The following is an 18,433-nucleotide window of genomic DNA, read 5'->3' on the forward strand; positions in this document are numbered from 1 at the left end:
AGGCACAAGAGAACTAAAAAGAATAGAAATAGGCGATGGAGTAAAAATAATAGGAGACAATGTATTTGAAAATTGTGAAAAGTTGGAAGAGGTAAGTCTGCCGGACACAATAGAAACAATAGGAGCAAATGCGTTTCAGAATGATAAAAAACTAACAGGATTAAAACTACCGAAGAATATTAAAACTATGGGGTATGGAGCATTTGGAGAATGTACAGGATTGACGGAAATAGAGATACCAAAAACATTGGAGAAAGTATGGTGTGCATACTATGATTCAAAAAGCGATGGAGCGTTCAGAGGCTGCAGCAATCTTAAAGATGTAAGGTTCGAGGAAGGAACAAAGACAGTAACAGAGTATGTATTTAAAAACTGTACGGGACTTGAAAAGATTACAATACCAGAGGGAATAGAAACAATAGGAAACGGAGCATTTTCTGATTGCGGTAACTTAACAGAGATAATAATACCGGAAAGCGTAATGAAAATAGGAGAGTGGGCATTTTCAGGGTGCAAAAATTTAAAGTCTGTAAATATTATGTCAGAAGTTAATGAACTAAAAAGAGGAGTTTTTGCTGATTGTACAGAATTATCGAAATTGAATATTGGTGATTCTATTGAAAAAATTAATGGTGAAGCTTTTAAAAATGTAAATGATGTAGTTGCATATGTTAATAAATATTCAAAATCTATGTTTACTTTTATAGATAAGAATATAAATGTTCAATTTAAGAATACAATAGATCAAAGTAATAATGATAGTATATTAAGAAAAGAAAAAACTACATATTTTGTAAACAGTGTGACTTCTGATGGACAAGTAGCATTAAATATAGATTTTTACTTAAAAAATAATGCATTAGAAAATAGTGAAGAAAGACAGCTTAAAGTAAAATTACCATTAAAATATTCAATAAAAGGAATAAAATACAATAATAAGATACTAGATACTAGTGAATTTACAATTTCAACAGATAATGTAGTGACGTTGCCAATAGAAGAGGAAAATGGAAGATATACTATATATACAAATTTAGGTAAAAGCTGTTTAATATCAAGCTATGCAAAATTAGAATACAAAAAGCAAAATAAGTTATATAACGAAAATATAGGGGCTATAAGTGAAAAATGTTTTAATATTTCTTTTGATACAAGTGATGAAATTAATTTCTCAGAAGGTGAAAGTAAAGTAAAAACTTTAATCAGAGGAGAAGGGCCTAAAAATGAAAATGTAGATGTATATGTGGATGGTAAGTTGGATAAGTCAATAAATATATCTAAAACAGGTCGATTTGAAACAAATGTTGAGTTGCTTAACCCAGAAGCTTATAAGGAATATGATATAGAAATAAAATCAACAAGTGCTGATGGTAAACAAAAGGTTGTTTCGAAAAAAGTGACAACTTTATTAGATTGTCCTAAATTAATAGAGGCATCTTTATATATTGAAGCACATGAATATAAAAATGGTTACAATGAATTTAATATACTTAATGCAGACAAAATAAAATATATTACATTTCAACCTGGGAAAAATTACAATTTTAAAATTAAGTATAAAAACAGAGAAAAAATAAGTCATGTATATGTTATAAGCAATAGGGATGGAGAAGAAAAAAAATTAGAAGCTAAATGGAACGAAAAAGAAAAAGCATATATTACAGAAGGATTTTTTGGTGATGATGCAAGGTATGTACCAGGTAATTTATCGATAATTTATACAAATAAATTAGAGGAAAAAACAAAAGTAAATAATGATGGTAGTATTGAATTATCCAAATTTGATCAATCAAATATACCGGAACAATGGAGAAATGCAGAAACAAATCAAATAAAAGATTCTGATAGTGATTATGAGACAAATATTACATTAGGTAGTGGTGATGTAATTAATTATAAATTTGATAAATTATCATTTGATGATTATGCAGAAGAGTTACAAGGTGAATTAAATAAATCTCAAAGCAATAGCTTGATATCGATGTATAGTAATGATGAAAATGAAATAAATACTCATTTAACTGATAAAGATATTAAAGCAATAGGAGATATAATTAAGACTATAAATATGCATTCAGGGGATTTTGCTAAATATACAAATGATGTATATGATGCTTTAACTAAATATGGATTTGAAAAATATGTAACGGGAGAAAGAGATTTTGTCAAGGATTTACTTATGATGAAAACAGAAGTCACTCCAGAAAGTATTATTACATATATGATAGATCCTTCTAGTAATGATAATTGCATTTATAAATATGTAGTGAAACAAGCAAATAAAAATGCAACAAGTTCAGTTTGTAAGGCAATAGGAATAGATAAAACATTAGTGGGATATGCAGCAAATGATATGTTTGCAACAGCTACATTTGGAGTTGATTGTTTTGATTTAATGACAACCAAAATGGATATATATATGAATCCAAATTTAACATTAGCCCAAAAACAGGCAAAAAGTGCCCAACTACAAAAAATGGCAGCTATAAGTTTTGAAAAATTAATGTTTACATATTTATCAAATGCAATTGGAATTACTGCGTACATGTGTGCTGGAACCGGAGTTGGTGTAGGTTTATCATTAGCATTGTTAGCATTAAATTATTATGTACTTCCGTCTATAGAATCAGGAGATTTTGATGACTATTTGCAAGGAAAAATCAGTTTGAGTGATTTATTCCTGAAATGGATTATTGATCCAAGTGGATATGTGTATGAGGGAGTTACAAATAATAGAATTTCAGGGGTAAAGACCACTATTTATTATAAAAATGATTTGAAGGATGAGAAGCCAATATTATGGAATGCAGACGAATATGATCAGTATAATCCAATAGTTACAGATGATTCAGGGTCATATGCATGGGATGTCCCGGAGGGATATTGGCAGGTTAAGGCAGAGAAAGCAGGATATGAAACTACATATTCGGAATGGTTGCAAGTACCACCAATACAAACAAATGTATTACTTAAAATGAAAAATTTAAATAAACCAAGTGTTATAAATTTTAAGGCATATGAAACCTTTGCTATAATAGAATTTGATCAATATATGAACCCTGAAACTGTAAAAAATATGACAATTACAGATAAGGAAGGAAAAGTAATAGAATCTAATTTATCATATGATACAGAAGAAAAGGATTCGATTGGAAATGTATATGCAAAAGAGTATAGAGTGGATTATTCGAGTACAAAAATACAAAAAGGAGATGAAATTAATCTATATGCCTCTGATGAAATTTTAAATAGCGATGGCATTGCTACAGATGAAAAACATTTAAAAGATACTGTAAAAAGTGACATAATGTTAGAATGTATAGATTATTTATATCTTGGATTAAATACGGAACATGTTATAAAACTAAATACAAATGGTTCAACAAGAGATAATATAAAGATTTATGCTGAAAACAATAATATTGTTGCTATTGGAGAGTTATTAGAAGCAAATGATAAAAATAATTATGAAATACAAGTATTTGGTAAGATAAATGGAGATACAAATTTACATATTGAAATAGAAGGAACAAATATTGAAAAGATAGTACCTATATATGTTGGAAGTTCAACAGAAGAGGGAAAATTAAAAAAAGAAACAATTGTTGTTCCAATTAAAAATGACAGTAAATATATCATTAATGATAATAGTAATGATAGTAATCAGGTAACTAGTGAAGAAACAAATGTTAATAAAAGAAAAGATGATAGAAATAAAGCAGAAAATCAAGTGATTAATAGTGAACACAATAATGAACAAGTTTCTATAGAAACAGAAAAAAAGTTATGTGATATACAGAATACAAGTATAGTAAAAATATCTAGAAGAAAGAAATCATTGATAATATATTGGAAGAAAGCGAAAAATGTATCAGGATATCAAATACAGTATGGTTTAACTAAAAAATGTAAAGGCAAGAGAGTAAATGTTAAAGTAGGTAAGAAATGTTCAAAGAAAATAAATAAGTTGCGACCAAATATAAGATACTATTTTAGAATAAGAACATATGTAGTTAAAAATAATATTACATATTATTCAAAATGGTCTAAAGTTAAAAAGAAAAAAACAAAATAAAATATAAACAGGGTTGTCATTATGACAACCCTGTTTATATTTTTCTAATATTTAGATTCTAAATATTAATCGTCCGATTTTAAATTAGTCTAAAACGATTGAGTCTGTTGGGCAAGCTGCTGTGCAAGCACCACATTCGATGCACTGATCAGCGTTGATTACGCAAGCACTACCGTCGTTTGAGATTGCTCCAACTGGACAAGCTCCTTCACAAGCACCACATCCGATGCAACCATCTGTAATTTTGTAAGCCATTATGTATGCCTCCTTTATAGTTTTATACAGTAATAATAATACAAATAATTACATATTGCAACATCTAAGTGATGAGAAAAATAAACATTTTAGGTAAAAAATGGACCTATAAAATATATGAAAAAATGTGCATATATTAAAAAGAATATTCATATCCGGATAGAAGTAAAAGAATACTCATTTATTGTTTCGCATTTAGTAATATCACTTTGTAGTTAATATATTTACCATTATAAAAATTACCTAATAACTGTCAGCACTCTCCCGAATACATACCATTCAGATGGGTCAGTAGCAACAATATCTTTTCCAAAACCATTTACAGGTTTAAGCACAGAAGGAGTGCCATACTCATATTTTCTGATATAAACATGACGTCCTTTAAGAAAAATACCGGTTTCTCCGTAGGCAGGAGAACGGTCATTTGCAATAATCAAAACATCGTCTTTAAGGTATGCCGGATGAAGTGATTTATTAGTGACTTTTATTCCGCACATCATAGATGAACCGAATTCCTCCTCATAAGATGAAACATCTATGTAATCGGCATAAAAACTGTCAAATAACATTTCGTCTCCCATGCAACCGGTTGGAACAATGACAGGAATATAGGTTTTGCCCTGAAGTTGATTTAAGTTGTACAATTTTGTTTCAAAATTTGCTATTTCAGAAATTAGATTACATGCTCTTTCAGGGAGCTTTGTGTAATCTATATTTAGATGTCTGTCAAGTCCTAATAGATAATCTATTGAGACACCTAATGCTTGAGATAATTTTATTAAGTTATATGTTGTAGGACATCCGGTATGACCGCTCATCAGTTTTTTTAGAGTGTCATATGAAATGTTGGAAACATCAGATAATTTCTTTAAAGTCCAATTTCTTTCATTGAGAATCTGATTAATTGTCTCTACAACAGTGTTAGTATATTGTAATAAGTCAAATTGTTTAAGATTCATTTTGGTTCCTTCGATGGCACTTTTTAAAATTTTAGAAAATTAAAATAGTGCAATTTAAGTTCTTTTAAATAACTTTGGTTACAGTTATATTTTATTATAAGAATTAAATAAATTCAAGTTAGCTGTAGGTGACAAGCTTGGGGTGTGGCTTATCATATAGCAGAATAAGGCGAAAATACGACTTATTCATTAATAAAATATTATGAGAGCAAGGGGTGTTTTAATGAGTAAAACCAAGATTGTAGTAATTGACAATGACAAGAAGGCAGTATGGGAGCTTAGTAAAAGCTTAGAGTGTGAAGAAAACATTGAGGTAGTATCAGTTGAAGAAAATGGAATAGACGGATTGGAAGCAATTAATAAATATAATCCGGATATAGTCATAATGGAACTACTGCTAACAGGAATAGATGGATTTAGTATTATTGATTATATAAAAGAATGCAAATATGATATAAAAATAATTCTTACATCTGTAATTAATCAACAAAATATAGTTAGGGAGGCCTTTGATAAGGGAATAGATTATTTTGCTGTTAAGCCATATGATGTAAACACAATAGTGAACAGAGTTAAGCGTATAATCGGAGAAAATAAAAATAGTGAAACATTTAGTGCAATTTATAGTGTAGATTCTATAATTGCAAATTCACTGATTCAGTTAGGTATTCCAGCAAGTTTAAAAGGATACAGATATGTAGCGACAGGAATAAAAAGAGCAACAGAAGATCAGGGAGTGCTAGAGGGAGTTACAAAAATATTATATCCTGACATTGCAAAGGAATATGATTCAACACCGCAACGAGTTGAAAAGGCAATTAGACATGCAATTGAAGTTGCTTGGAATAAAAATAGTGACTGTGATTTAAAAAACAAATTTTGCGTTAATTTAGATAAAGGAAGAAAAAGACCAACAAATTCAGAATTTATTGCAACAATGTCACAATACATAATTAATTCATATAGGTAGTTAGGCAAAACTCTATATGGGGAATGCTTTAAGCTATATTGGGGTAAAAGACAAAAAAGAACTGCTATTATTAAAAAGAAATGCGATGTATGTGTAGCATATTTGATAAATTACTTTGTAAATTTACACCGAAGTAATTTATCAATTCTTTAAAATAATAGTGGTTCTTTTTTTATATAATTATTAGGTAATTATGTCTGTTTTTATAATTAAAATTATTTTTTTGCGAGTGATAATGAGAAAATAAATTCTGTTCCCACTCCTTCGGTGCTTATAACATCAATAGTTTCATTGTGCGCTGAAATAATTTCTTTTACAATGGAAAGCCCAATCCCGGAACCGGTTTTATCCATACCTCTTGAAGAGTCTGTCTTATAAAAACGCTGCCAGATTTTATTAATATTATCATGGGAAATACCAATTCCATTGTCTTTGATAACGCAGAATAATTTACCGCGATTGTTGTATAGTCTGATAATAATTTCAGAATCATTAAAACTAAATTTAATGGCGTTATCAATGAGATTATATATAACCTGTTCAATCTTACCTTTATCGGCAGTGACAATAGTTTTCTTTGCTTCATTAACAATAGTTAATTTTATATTTTTCTTTGAACTTACAGCTTCGAGAGTTTCAATAGAACTATGTATAAGCTCAAGTATATCAAAATCTTCTAAAATAAGTTCAGGACCTTTATTGCTCCAAACATTTAAATCTCTTAGACCGTTAGTTAAATGCTCTAGTCGGTTTGCTTCAGATAAAACAATTCCAAGGTATTTATTTTGCATTTCAGGTGGAATGGTTCCATCCATAATAGCCTCAATATAACCTTTTATAGAAGTAAGAGGAGAACGAAAGTCATGCGAAATATTTGATATAAATTTTTGCTGATATTCGTTGCTGTCTCTTAATTGGCTTGCCATATAATTTAATGAGTTGGCAACATCACCAATTTCATCATCTGAATATATTTTTATAGGATCAAAATCAAAATTACCTTGAGCATATTGCATTGCTGCAGTTCTTATATCCTTTAAAGGTGCATATATAAACCAAACAAAATTGAAGAAAATAATTAACGACAATAATAAAATTATAAAATATGTTAAATAAAAAATCTTTGTTATGGTGTAACTTGAAGATTTTATTGATGCTGTGGAAACATGTACAAGCATATAACCGTAAGGGCTTGATGAACCAGATTTAATCGGGTGGACAACATGAAGCATGTCGGTTTTAAAAATGTTGTACATATTACTAATCTGATAATGCCCTCCATTCTGATAATCTGCAGGATTAAAATTTGAAATAATAATTGACTTTGAAGAATCAGAGGTTAAATCAGAACCATCACTTGAATACTTTAAGTTAAAATCAGAACCTAAAATCCAAACCTCAGAATTTAAAATCTTATTAAAATCTTCCACATATGGTTCAAAATCAGTAATATCTGAAAGTGAATAGTTGCAGTCGTCAGCAATATTTTTGGAAGCAACAGTAGCGTAGCTGTATAATTGCGACGCTGTTGTTTCAACCAAATGATTATAGGTTATATTTGTTGACCAATAGGTAATAATCAACATACCTAAAATTGCAAATGAAATATAACCAATAAAAAATTTTTCAAGAATAGAATCCTTCATAGTAATCTCCAATTTGTAAATAGCAACATAATCTTTATTTGTTATAATGGCGGGGCACAAGGTACTTTACCCACTCATGAGCAAGCTCATGTGGGCTTAGACCTTTTGACCCTAGCATCTTGATAAATTATGCTTTGCTGTGTACTTCAAATTTGTATCCAATACCCCAAACAGTGGAAAGGGCCCATGTGTCGCTGTCGTGAATTTTTTCACGAATTCTTTTAATGTGTACATCGACGGTTCTGGTGTCTCCGGCATATTCATATCCCCAGATATTGTCTAATAACTGTTCTCTTGTAAAGACCTGATTTGGAGAGGAAGCAAGGAAATATAAAAGTTCAATTTCCTTAGGTGCCATTTCAAGAGTTTCACCTTTATAAACTACTTCATAATTAGAAAGGTTAACTGTAAGGTCTGGGAATTTAACGACTTCAGCTCCACCGGTAGTAGTAGAAGTTGTCTGGTTTGCGCGACGTAAAAGAGCTTTGACTCTTGCGACGAGTTCCTTAGAATCGAATGGTTTAATCATATAGTCATCTGCTCCAAGTTCCAATCCAAGAACCTTATCAAAAACTTCTGTTTTGGCAGAAAGCATAATAATTGGGACATTTGACTCCATTCTTATTTCACGGCATACCTGATAACCGTCTTTTCCGGGAAGCATAATGTCTAACAAAACAACATCAGGCATATATTCCTTAAATGCTGTGATTGCAGACTGTCCGTCATGCTCAATACGGGTATCAAAACACTCTTTTGTCAAATAAAGAGAGATTAATTCTGCAATATGTTCATCATCATCTACTATTAAAATTTTCTGTTTACTAACCATAATATCCTCCAATAATATTCACATAAATATTTGAAATTATTTATACATATACGGTTGCTTTCGCAAAGAAGCAACATTTTCATATGCATAAATTAACATAATAAAGTGTAACATACATAAATGAACAAACATTGTATATACTTTTATTTAAATGTAACAACAGTAGCTCCGGCACCGCCTTCGCCATGCTCGCCGTTTCTGTATGATTTTACATAACCCAGATTTTTCAAATGATTCTGGATAGCACTTCTAAGAGCACCGGTCCCCTTTCCATGAATTATGTAAACCTGAGGCAAATGTGCTATATAAGCGTCATCTAAATATTTGTCTAATTCAAATATAGCTTCATCTACAGTTTTGCCAATTAAATTTAATTCCATTTTTACGTTTTTAGCCTTGTCCATTTTTATCTTACCTGTGTTGCTTCGGACAAGACCAGGTGCTTTTACATCAGGCTCATCTAGAATCTCTAAATCAGAAATGTTAACCTTGGAATTTAAAATACCCATTTGTACATTAACGTCTCCATTGGCATTTGGTAAAGTAGAAATCGTTCCTTTTAAATTAAGACTAAGAACCTTAACTCCTGTTCCGATTTTAAATTCAGAAGGCTTGTGCTTTTTCTTTGCAGCGGAAGCTTTCATGGAAAGACCGCTTTGGTTTTCCTTTAATTTGCTGCCGAGTTTGCTTCTGGATTTTTCCATAGCCTTTGTATTATGAGATTTAGAGCCCTGATTAATTGTTCTTATTGACTCGTCAGCTAATTCTTTTGCATCCTTTAAAATATCAACCGCTTCTTCACGGGCTTTAGTAATAATTTTTTCACGTTGTTCATCTAAACGTTTATTTTTTAATTCATAATCCCGCTTTAATGATTTAATTTGCGATTTATAGGCTGCAATTTCCTCACGGTCTTTTTCAATTGTAAGTTTGCTCTCTTCTAATTTTGCAATGACATCTTCAAATTTTTCATTTTCTGAATCAATACGTTTCTTTGCATCATCAATAATGTAATTAGGAAGTCCGAGCTTTGAAGAAATGGCAAAAGCATTACTTTTTCCGGGAATTCCAATTAACAGTTTATATGTTGGACGAAGAGTCTCAACATTAAATTCGCAGCAGGCATTTTCTACACCGTCAGTAGAAAGGGCAAATAACTTCAATTCACTATAATGTGTTGTTGCCATTGTGCGTGTTCCGATATTTTTTAAGAATGACAAAATGGAAATTCCAAGAGCAGCACCTTCTACAGGGTCAGTTCCCGCGCCTAATTCATCAAACAAAACGAGAGAATTTTCGTCAGCTTCGTTTAAAATATTTACAGTATTTACCATGTGGGCAGAGAAAGTACTAAGACTTTGTTCAATACTTTGTTCATCACCGATGTCGGCAAATACCTCATTAAATACAGCTAACATACTTCCTTCAAATGCAGGAATGTGAAGACCGGACTGTCCCATTAATGTAAGTAAACCTACAGTTTTTAAAGAAACTGTCTTACCACCGGTATTTGGTCCGGTTACTATTAATAAAGTAAAATCTTTTCCTAAATGTATATCAATAGGAACTACTTTATGTGGGTCAAGCAATGGATGACGTCCCTGTTTAATATTAATTTGCTTATTATTACTAAATATAGGTTCACTTGCTTTCATATTCTTAGCAAGTATAGCCCTTGCAAATATAAAATCGAGTTCAGCAAGAATATCCATATCTGTTTTTAATTCGTATAAATGCTCAGCACATAAAATACTTAAATTTGCTAAAATGACCTGAATTTCATCAGCTTCTTTTGATGCAAGTTCACGAAGTGTATTATTCAAATTGACAACCGCCATAGGCTCAATAAAAAGAGTAGAGCCTGTTGAAGACTGGTCATGTATCATGCCGGGAACTGCACTGCGGTATTCCTGCTTGACCGGTACACAGTAGCGACCGTCACGCATTGTAATTAATGCATCCTGCAAATAAGTACGCCCTGACTGAGAATTAATTATTGAATTCAATTGAGAATGAATTCTATCATTAGTAATCTTTATCTGTCGACGGATATTTTTCAAATTAGCTGAAGCGTCATCGGCTATCTCATCTTCTGAAAGAATACAACCTGTAATTTCAGAATTTAAGTTTGACAAAGGTTCAATGCTGTCAAATAATTGGTCAAGACTGTTGGGTTCACCATCTGCATCTTCTTTACGTGTAAATGTTTTTACGCGCAAGGCAATTTTTAACAAAGAACTGATTTTTAAAAGCTCTCCGGCACCGAGTGCACTGCCAATTTCAAGTCTTTTAAGACTTGCACTTATATCATGTAATCCGGAAAATGATACGCTTCCCTTTTGCCACACGAGTGATAGAGCGTCAGCAGTTTCCTTTTGTAAATTTTTTATTTTATTTAAATCTGATATCGGCTCAAGCTTGCGACATTTTTCTTTTCCAAGCTCAGAGCACGCACAATCTGAAAGTCTGTCTATAATTTTGTTATATTCAAGAGTTTTTAAGACCTTTTTGTTCATGATAATACTCCAATTCTTGTATTTAAATTCATAATCAATTATAATAAAGAACAGTTGCAAGGTAAAGGGAAAAATGCCTTAGTAAAATTAGTGTAGTGGCCATTTGGCTTAGAAAGAGGAAGAAATGAAATATATTGAAGCATTGAGAGAAGGCGAAAGGATTCAGGAAATCTATTTATGTAAACAAAAGAATGTTGCAATGACAAAGACAGGTAAAGAATATGAAAATGTAATCCTTCAGGATAAGACAGGTTCTTTGGATGCCAAAATATGGGATCCAAGATCAATGGGAATAGATGATTTTGATGCATTAGATTACGTCGAAGTAAGTGGTGACGTAACTGTATTTAATGGTCAGACACAGTTATCGATTAAAAGAGCAAGAAAGGCAAAAGAGGGAGAATATGATCCTTCTGATTATTTGCCTGTTTCAGATAAGAATCTTGAGGATATGTTTAATGAATTATTAGGATTTATTTCAAAAGTTGAGAATACATACTATAAGCAGTTGCTTAGCAAATTATTTATAGAAAATCAGGAATTTGCTAAAGCATTTAAAAATCATTCAGCAGCAAAAAGTGTTCATCATGGATTTATTGGTGGCTTACTTGAGCATACAGTTTCAGTAACAAGATTGTGTGAATTCTACACAAAGCAGTATCCAATGTTAAATAAGGATTTGCTTATAACTGCAGCAATTTGTCATGATATTGGAAAAGTATATGAATTATCTTCATTCCCTTTAAATGATTACACAGATGTAGGACAACTTTTAGGTCACATAGTTATGGGATCAGAAATGGTAGGAGATATTGCCAGAACAATTAGTGGATTTCCAAAGACTCAGTTAGTGGAATTAAAGCACTGTATTTTGGCTCATCACGGAGAACTTGAATATGGTTCACCAAAGAAACCGGCATTAGTTGAAGCTATGGCTCTTAATTTCGCAGATAATACAGATGCTAAGATGGAAACAATGGCAGAATTGTTTAAGGCTAATGCAAATAAGTCTTCAGATGAATGGTTAGGTTATAACCGCTTACTGGAAACAAATATCAGAAAGACAAGCGAGTAAAGGAATATTCATGGTTAAAAAGAACGACATTATAGATTTAACAATTGAAGATTTAGGAGTAAACGGAGAGGGTATAGGCAAAGTTGATGGCTATACTCTCTTTGTCAAAGATGGGGTAATTGGTGATGAAGTCACTGTCAAAGTAATGAAGGCAAATAAAAATTTTGGATTTGCAAGACTTATGGAGATTAAGAAACCATCAAAAGATAGGGTGACTCCACGTTGTAGTGTGGCAAGACAGTGTGGTGGATGTCAGATTCAGTGTTTAAGCTATGAAGAACAGCTTAAGTTTAAACAGAATAAAGTGTATAACAATCTTGTACGAATTGGTGGACAGGATGATTTTATAATGAAAGATATAATAGGAATGGAGGAACCGTTTAATTATAGAAATAAAGCACAGTTTCCTGTAGGTTTAGATAAGCAAGGTAATGTTGTTTCGGGATTTTATGCCGGAAGAACACATTCAATTATTGGAATAGACAGTTGTGATTTAGGACTTAAATTAGATGGCAGGGACATTAATAAAGAAGTTATGGATATTGTGAAAAAATTCATGACAAAATATCAGATTGAACCATACAATGAGGTTACACATAAAGGATTAGTGCGTCATGTCCTTATAAGAATAGGTGCAAAAACAAAACAGATAATGGTATGCACCATTATAAATGGTAGAAAGTTACCAAATAAAGATGAATTGGTAGAGAAGTTATGTAAACTAGAAGGCATGCAGAGTGTGTCCTTAAATGTTAATACAAATAAGAGTAATGTAATTTTAGGTAACAAAATTATAAATTTGTATGGACTGGGATATATCGAAGATTATATTGGAGATGTAAAATTTAGAATTTCACCATTATCATTTTTTCAGGTAAATCCTGTTCAGACAGAAAAGTTATATAATAAGGCTTTGGAATATGCTGATTTGTCAGGAAATGAAATTGTATGGGATTTATACTGTGGAATTGGAAGCATTTCCTTATTCCTCGCAAAGAAGGCAAAGAAAGTGTTAGGTGTTGAAATTGTACCTGAAGCAATTGAAGATGCAAAATTAAATGCAAAAATAAATAATATAAATAATGCAGAATTTTTTGTGGGAGCTGCAGAAGATGTGGTTGCAGAATATTTTTCTAAACACGAAAATGAAGCTGAGTGTAAACCGGATGTTATAGTTGTTGACCCTCCGCGAAAAGGGTGTGATGAAAAATTATTGTCTACAATTGTAAAAATGAATCCAAAGCGTGTTGTGTATGTAAGTTGCGACAGTGCAACACTTGCAAGAGATGTAAAATGGCTTAGCGAGAATGGATATAAATTAAAGGAAGCAACACCATGCGATATGTTTGGTCAGACGGTTCATGTGGAGACGGTCTGCTTGCTCAGCCGAAAAGAACCTAACTAAGGGGCAGGTAATGCTAGATAAAGATTTGGCAGAAATATATGGCTATAAAGGCCAAAAGTTAGAGGCTGACATTTTGATATGTACCCCTTTTACTGGACATCCAATGAAAGGGATATATATCATTTTGTACAGTTTCTAAATAAAAACAGAATCTAAAATACATATGTTTTCATTGATAAAGATTTAATACTACAATAAAAGAAAAACTGAAAGGCTGAAAAATGAAAATAAAACTATTACATACTTTAAAAAATTATGATAGAAAAAATCTTATAAAAGATATAATTGCCGGAATTATAATAATGGCCGTGTCTATTCCTATATCAATGGGATATGCTCAGATTGCGGGATTGCCGGCAGTTTATGGAATATATGGTTCAGTGTTTCCGATACTTGCATTTGCACTTTTTTCCACATCACCACAATTTATATTTGGAGTCGATGCGGCTCCGGCAGCTCTTGTTGGTTCTGCTTTATTAAGCCTTAATATAGAGTTAGGTTCAGACGAGGCAATTGCAGCAGTTCCGGTAATGACATTTTTTGTGGCCGTATGGTTGCTTGCATTCTATTTTATGAAGGCAGGAAAACTTGTAAATTATATTTCAGCGCCTGTAATGGGTGGATTTATAACAGGAATATGTACAACGATTATATTAATGCAGATTCCTAAAATAATGGGTGGAACATCAGGAACAGGAGAATTTTTTGAACTGGCAGAGCACACATTTGAAACAGGAAAACACATAAATATTCCATCTGTAATAATGGGGGTGATAGCTCTTGTTATATTATTAGTTTCAAAAAAATTAATACCAAAGTTTCCAATGGCAGTAGTGCTTATGTTTGCGGGAACAATAATAACATTAAATATGCCAATAAGAGATTGGGGAATAAATACTTTAAGTGCCGTGGAACCGGGACTCCCAAAGTGGAGCATTCCGGATTTTTCTATTATTTCGATTCAGCAGACAATAACAATAAGTTTATCTGTAGCAGTAGTAATAATGGCAGAAACCTTATTGGCAGAAAATAGTTTCGCACAAAAAAATAATTATCGTATAAATGATAATCAGGAAATCCTGGCTTTTTCAGTTGGAAATTTTATGGCGGCATTTACAGGATGCTGTCCAATTAATGGTTCCGTCTCACGTACTGCAATGGGAGAACAATATCAGGCAAAAACTCAACTTACAGGAATTGTTGCAGGACTTTCAATGATAGTGTTGCTTATTTGTGGAACAGGGTTTATAGGTTATTTGCCAATACCAATTTTAACAGCAATTGTTATTTCAGCACTTTTGGGAGCAACAGAGTTTGACCTTGCAGCACGACTTTGGAAATTGAGCAGAACAGAATTTCTTATTTTTGTAGGAGCATTTTTAGGCGTACTATTACTTGGAACAATAAATGGAGTTTTAATAGGAATAATTCTTTCGTTTACAGAAATGATTATAAGAACTTCAAAACCATCAAGATGTTTTCTTGGAATACAGCCGGGACATAGACATTTTAGGGATTTGAAAGAAGGAAATCAGATTCATGCCATAGAAGGTGTAATTATTTACAGATTTAGCAGTAATTTGTTTTTCGCAAATATCGGAGTGTTGCAGCGTGATATAGAAGACAGTATAAAACCTGATACAAAGGCAGTAATTTTAGATGCAAGTGGAATAGGAAGCATAGATATAACAGCAGCAGACAGACTTGCAATGTTATATAAATCTTTGAAGGAAAAAGGAATACGATTTTACATGACTGAGCATATAGCAAAGGTAAATGAGCAGATAAGAACTCTTGGGCTTGGATATATGATAGAAGAGGGAAGGGTAAGAAGAACAATACATATAGCATTAAAAGATATGGGAATCGCAAGACCATATCCGTTAGAGGGTGGAATTGAAAATGAAGAAAGAAGTGCTTCAAGAAAGCGTGCGGATAACAAAGTACAGGAATTCGTATGGGCGTTTGGAGCTGAAAGCGAGGAGCAAATAGAAAAACAGATAGTTTTACAGATTCAACAGCTAAAGAAAACGGGAGATATGGAAAAACTTTTCCACGGAAGTTGGTCTCATATGGATGCATTTGACGAGGATGAATGGTTAGAACATTTAGAAGAACATTTGAAGGAAATCGTTAATATTTCAGGAAAAGATGAAAAGAGCATTGCTACCAGATTTGAGGAACATAGAAAAGAAATTCATGAGAGAATTAAAAATGAGCATCCGGAAATGGCAGAGCGATTTAAGGAAAGAAGACATATTCTTGATGAACATTTAAGACAAAGACATCCTGAAGTGTTTAATCTTATCGAGCATTTAAGGGAAAGTGATAATAATTAGAAATTTAAATTATCGTACCAGATGACGCCCCAAAATGACTGCTTGATGCCTGAGTATAGAAATAAATAATGCTTCTTTTTTACAAAAAATACAACAAAAACAATTACTGTAAAGAGAATTAAGAGAATTGTTTCAAAGACTGACAATGTTAAGAAGAGTATAGCTAATACGACAAAACAAAAAACAACAAAGAAGAAGACAATCACAAAACTAAAAGCAAATACATATTATTTTAAAGTTCGGGCTTATAAAATAGTAAATGGAAAAACTTACTATAGTGAATGGAGTAAAGTTAGAAAAACTATAGTTAAGAAATAGTTAGAAAATAATAAGAAACTACCAGTCAGGCTTAAAGGTCCGGCTGGTAGTTTTATACTTAAGGCTATAAAAATATATCAACACTTTAAAGAATCAATTTAATTAAATAATGAATTTAACTATAATATCTAATAAAATTTAATCAGCATTATACATTATAATTAATTTCGCATAGGCAGCTTCACAGGAAATATTGTAAAGTGGGATTACTCCGGAATTTACAATTTTTGCACTGCTGTCATATAAAGCAGCATCTTTGTTTTTGAAAGATGCACAGTAAAAGTCGATGCCTAAATCGTTACATTTTTTTGCAAAATCAATAATAGAATAGCCATCAGTTGTACATGCGGTCGCTGAATGATACATATAATGAAGTACAGCTTTAGGCTTTGAACTTAAATCAATATTATTATAATTTAATCCGGGATAAGGATGAATTAACAAAATTTTATTATCAAAGTTCCCATTCCACAGAATATCATCTGATTTCGCAGGATATTGATGCTTTTGAGCCAATGAAATATCACTCGGTTTCGTATGATGATATGTTTCAGCTAATGAAATATCATCTGATTCCATTAAACAAGGATAGTTTTCAGTTGCAACAAATTTCTCATCAATCATTTTGCCAAAATATTTGCCTGTAAAACTGCGAAACTGGTCCGTAAATGGGTCAGATTCCACAATATGAGTGGAAAGATAAACAGGAATTTCACCTTTATTATTTTCAAAAATAGTAAAAACGCCATTTATGTCACTTGATTTGATAAAACATACAGCATTTCTAAAATTGTTCATGCCATTGCTACCAGGAAGTCCCAAAGCGAGATTGCTTGCAACAAGTACAATTGGAATAGAACAATTTTCAAACATTGTTCCAATTAAAGCTGATGTATAGGAAAGTGTATCAGAACCATGTGTTATAATGATTCCCTGATATTTTTCAAAATCTAATTCCAAAAGGCAATTGCATAAAACGCCCCACTCTACAGGAGTAAGATTTTCACTTAAAATATTAATCGGCTGAATTACTTCAAATCCAGTATCATCAGCATATTTCTCATTATATAACTGAAGAAGTCTATAAGAGGAAGCAGCAGTGGTATTGATAATTTTTCCCTCGACTTTGCTTCCAATAGTTCCTCCGGTTAAAATGACTAAAATTTTCTTCATAAATTGCTCCTAAGTATTGGAAGCGTTGCAAAATTATGTACGAACCTTAATAATTTTTCCATAGTTTATTGCAGGAACTCCCATTTTATATGGACGGATTCTAAAATAATATGTTTTCTTCTTTTTCAAATGTTTTTTATATGTAGATGTCTTGCCGCCTGATGCACGGACGGTTTTGACACCTTTTTTAAATGACTTATCATAGGAATACTGAATAAAATATCCGTCACAATTTTTATCAGTTTTCCATGTAAGCTTGAGTTCTTTAGACTTGTTTAATTTCTTTTTTGCAAATTTAATGGAATTTAGTGTTGGCTGTTTTTTAGTTTTTACTGAAACTGTTTTACTCCAATTTCCAATTCCTACATTATTAGTATAAGCACGCATACGTATATAATATTTTGTATTATAAGGAAGCTTTTTGATGACGGTTTTTGAATCCTTTCCGTCAACCTTAATAGTTTTTACGTGCTTTTTAAACCTTTTGTCTTTAGAATATTGTATAGTGTACCCGCTTACTCCGTTTTGGGTAGTCCATTTTAAATTAATTTCATTGGAACGGCTAATTGTAGCTGATGTAATTTTAGCTTGCTTTGGTAAAATTAAAAAATCAGCGGAACATGAACTTAAATATTTAATCTCATTTCCTATTACTTTAACAGAACCTACGCCGGAATAGACATTGTCTGAATAATCGACAGTGTAATTGTCAGGAGATACAACCTGTCCGTTATAAGTTACTGTTACGTCAGGGCGTTGCTCTGAGTCGTTGCACGTATAAATGTTCTGACTAAGAGTTACAGAAGCATTTTTCAAAGAAACATATGGATTATTTTCCTGTGCATCTGTAGTTATTTCGCCATTTACAAA

At 31.9% G+C, this 18,433-nt stretch carries 12 protein-coding genes; 5 read left to right on the top strand and 7 right to left on the bottom strand.

The genetic code is table 11. The annotated features are described in order from the left end of the window. Positions 1 to 4,075 (top strand): fibronectin type III domain-containing protein (locus tag DWW96_RS08340; protein ID WP_147339819.1); only part of this gene is annotated, 4,075 nt, incomplete at its 5' end. 84 nt (positions 4,076 to 4,159) lie between these two features. On the opposite strand, the gene DWW96_RS08345 is transcribed toward DWW96_RS08340, so the two are convergent. Both DWW96_RS08345 and DWW96_RS08350 read right to left on the bottom strand, forming a co-directional pair. Then, on the bottom strand, positions 4,160 to 4,330 hold the full coding sequence (locus DWW96_RS08345) for a 4Fe-4S binding protein (protein ID WP_022088715.1): 171 nt from the start codon (positions 4,328 to 4,330) through the stop codon (positions 4,160 to 4,162). 239 nt (positions 4,331 to 4,569) lie between these two features. Continuing rightward, a complete protein-coding gene (locus tag DWW96_RS08350; protein ID WP_022088714.1) occupies positions 4,570 to 5,289 on the bottom strand; it encodes a helix-turn-helix domain-containing protein in 720 nt (239 codons plus the stop codon). Positions 5,290 to 5,512: 223 nt separating this feature from the next. Here DWW96_RS08350 and DWW96_RS08355 point away from each other — a divergent pair, with 223 nt between their 5' ends. After that, the gene (locus DWW96_RS08355) at positions 5,513 to 6,259 is read left to right on the top strand and encodes a sporulation initiation factor Spo0A C-terminal domain-containing protein (RefSeq protein ID WP_158562672.1); all 747 of its coding nucleotides are present in this window, start codon (positions 5,513 to 5,515) and stop codon (positions 6,257 to 6,259) included. Positions 6,260 to 6,474: 215 nt separating this feature from the next. On the opposite strand, the gene DWW96_RS08360 is transcribed toward DWW96_RS08355, so the two are convergent. From DWW96_RS08360 to DWW96_RS08370, 3 genes are all read right to left on the bottom strand, one after another. Continuing rightward, a complete protein-coding gene (locus DWW96_RS08360; RefSeq protein ID WP_117910101.1) occupies positions 6,475 to 7,905 on the bottom strand; it encodes a HAMP domain-containing sensor histidine kinase in 1,431 nt (476 codons plus the stop codon). A gap of 127 nt (positions 7,906 to 8,032) precedes the next feature. Beyond that, on the bottom strand, positions 8,033 to 8,737 hold the full coding sequence (locus tag DWW96_RS08365) for a response regulator transcription factor (protein WP_022088711.1): 705 nt from the start codon (positions 8,735 to 8,737) through the stop codon (positions 8,033 to 8,035). A gap of 143 nt (positions 8,738 to 8,880) precedes the next feature. Then, a complete protein-coding gene (locus DWW96_RS08370) occupies positions 8,881 to 11,253 on the bottom strand; it encodes an endonuclease MutS2 (protein ID WP_117910102.1) in 2,373 nt (790 codons plus the stop codon). A 124-nt stretch (positions 11,254 to 11,377) separates the two neighbouring features. Here DWW96_RS08370 and DWW96_RS08375 point away from each other — a divergent pair, with 124 nt between their 5' ends. The 3 genes from DWW96_RS08375 (at position 11,378) to DWW96_RS08385 (ending at position 16,072) form a co-directional block, all read left to right on the top strand. Next, positions 11,378 to 12,328 carry an HD domain-containing protein gene (locus tag DWW96_RS08375; protein ID WP_117910103.1) on the top strand — a complete coding sequence of 317 codons (951 nt, stop codon included), beginning with the start codon at positions 11,378 to 11,380 and terminating at the stop codon, positions 12,326 to 12,328. A 10-nt stretch (positions 12,329 to 12,338) separates the two neighbouring features. Further along, entirely contained in the window at positions 12,339 to 13,733 is a 1,395-nt protein-coding gene (rlmD, locus tag DWW96_RS08380) for a 23S rRNA (uracil(1939)-C(5))-methyltransferase RlmD (protein WP_117910104.1), read from the top strand. A gap of 221 nt (positions 13,734 to 13,954) precedes the next feature. Then, positions 13,955 to 16,072, top strand: coding sequence for a SulP family inorganic anion transporter (locus tag DWW96_RS08385; RefSeq protein ID WP_117910105.1), 2,118 nt, complete (start codon positions 13,955 to 13,957; stop codon positions 16,070 to 16,072). Positions 16,073 to 16,528: 456 nt separating this feature from the next. Here DWW96_RS08385 and DWW96_RS08395 read toward each other — a convergent pair whose 3' ends face one another. Then, positions 16,529 to 17,563: an asparaginase domain-containing protein gene (locus tag DWW96_RS08395; RefSeq protein WP_117910107.1), complete on the bottom strand. Its 1,035-nt coding sequence runs from the start codon at positions 17,561 to 17,563 to the stop codon at positions 16,529 to 16,531. A 33-nt stretch (positions 17,564 to 17,596) separates the two neighbouring features. Beyond that, a complete protein-coding gene (locus DWW96_RS08400) occupies positions 17,597 to 18,379 on the bottom strand; it encodes a fibronectin type III domain-containing protein (protein WP_158562673.1) in 783 nt (260 codons plus the stop codon). Positions 18,380 to 18,433: the final 54 nt, after the last annotated feature.

The organism is Eubacterium sp. AF17-7 (assembly GCF_003461285.1).
Lineage (GTDB): Bacteria > Bacillota > Clostridia > Lachnospirales > Lachnospiraceae > Eubacterium_U > Eubacterium_U album.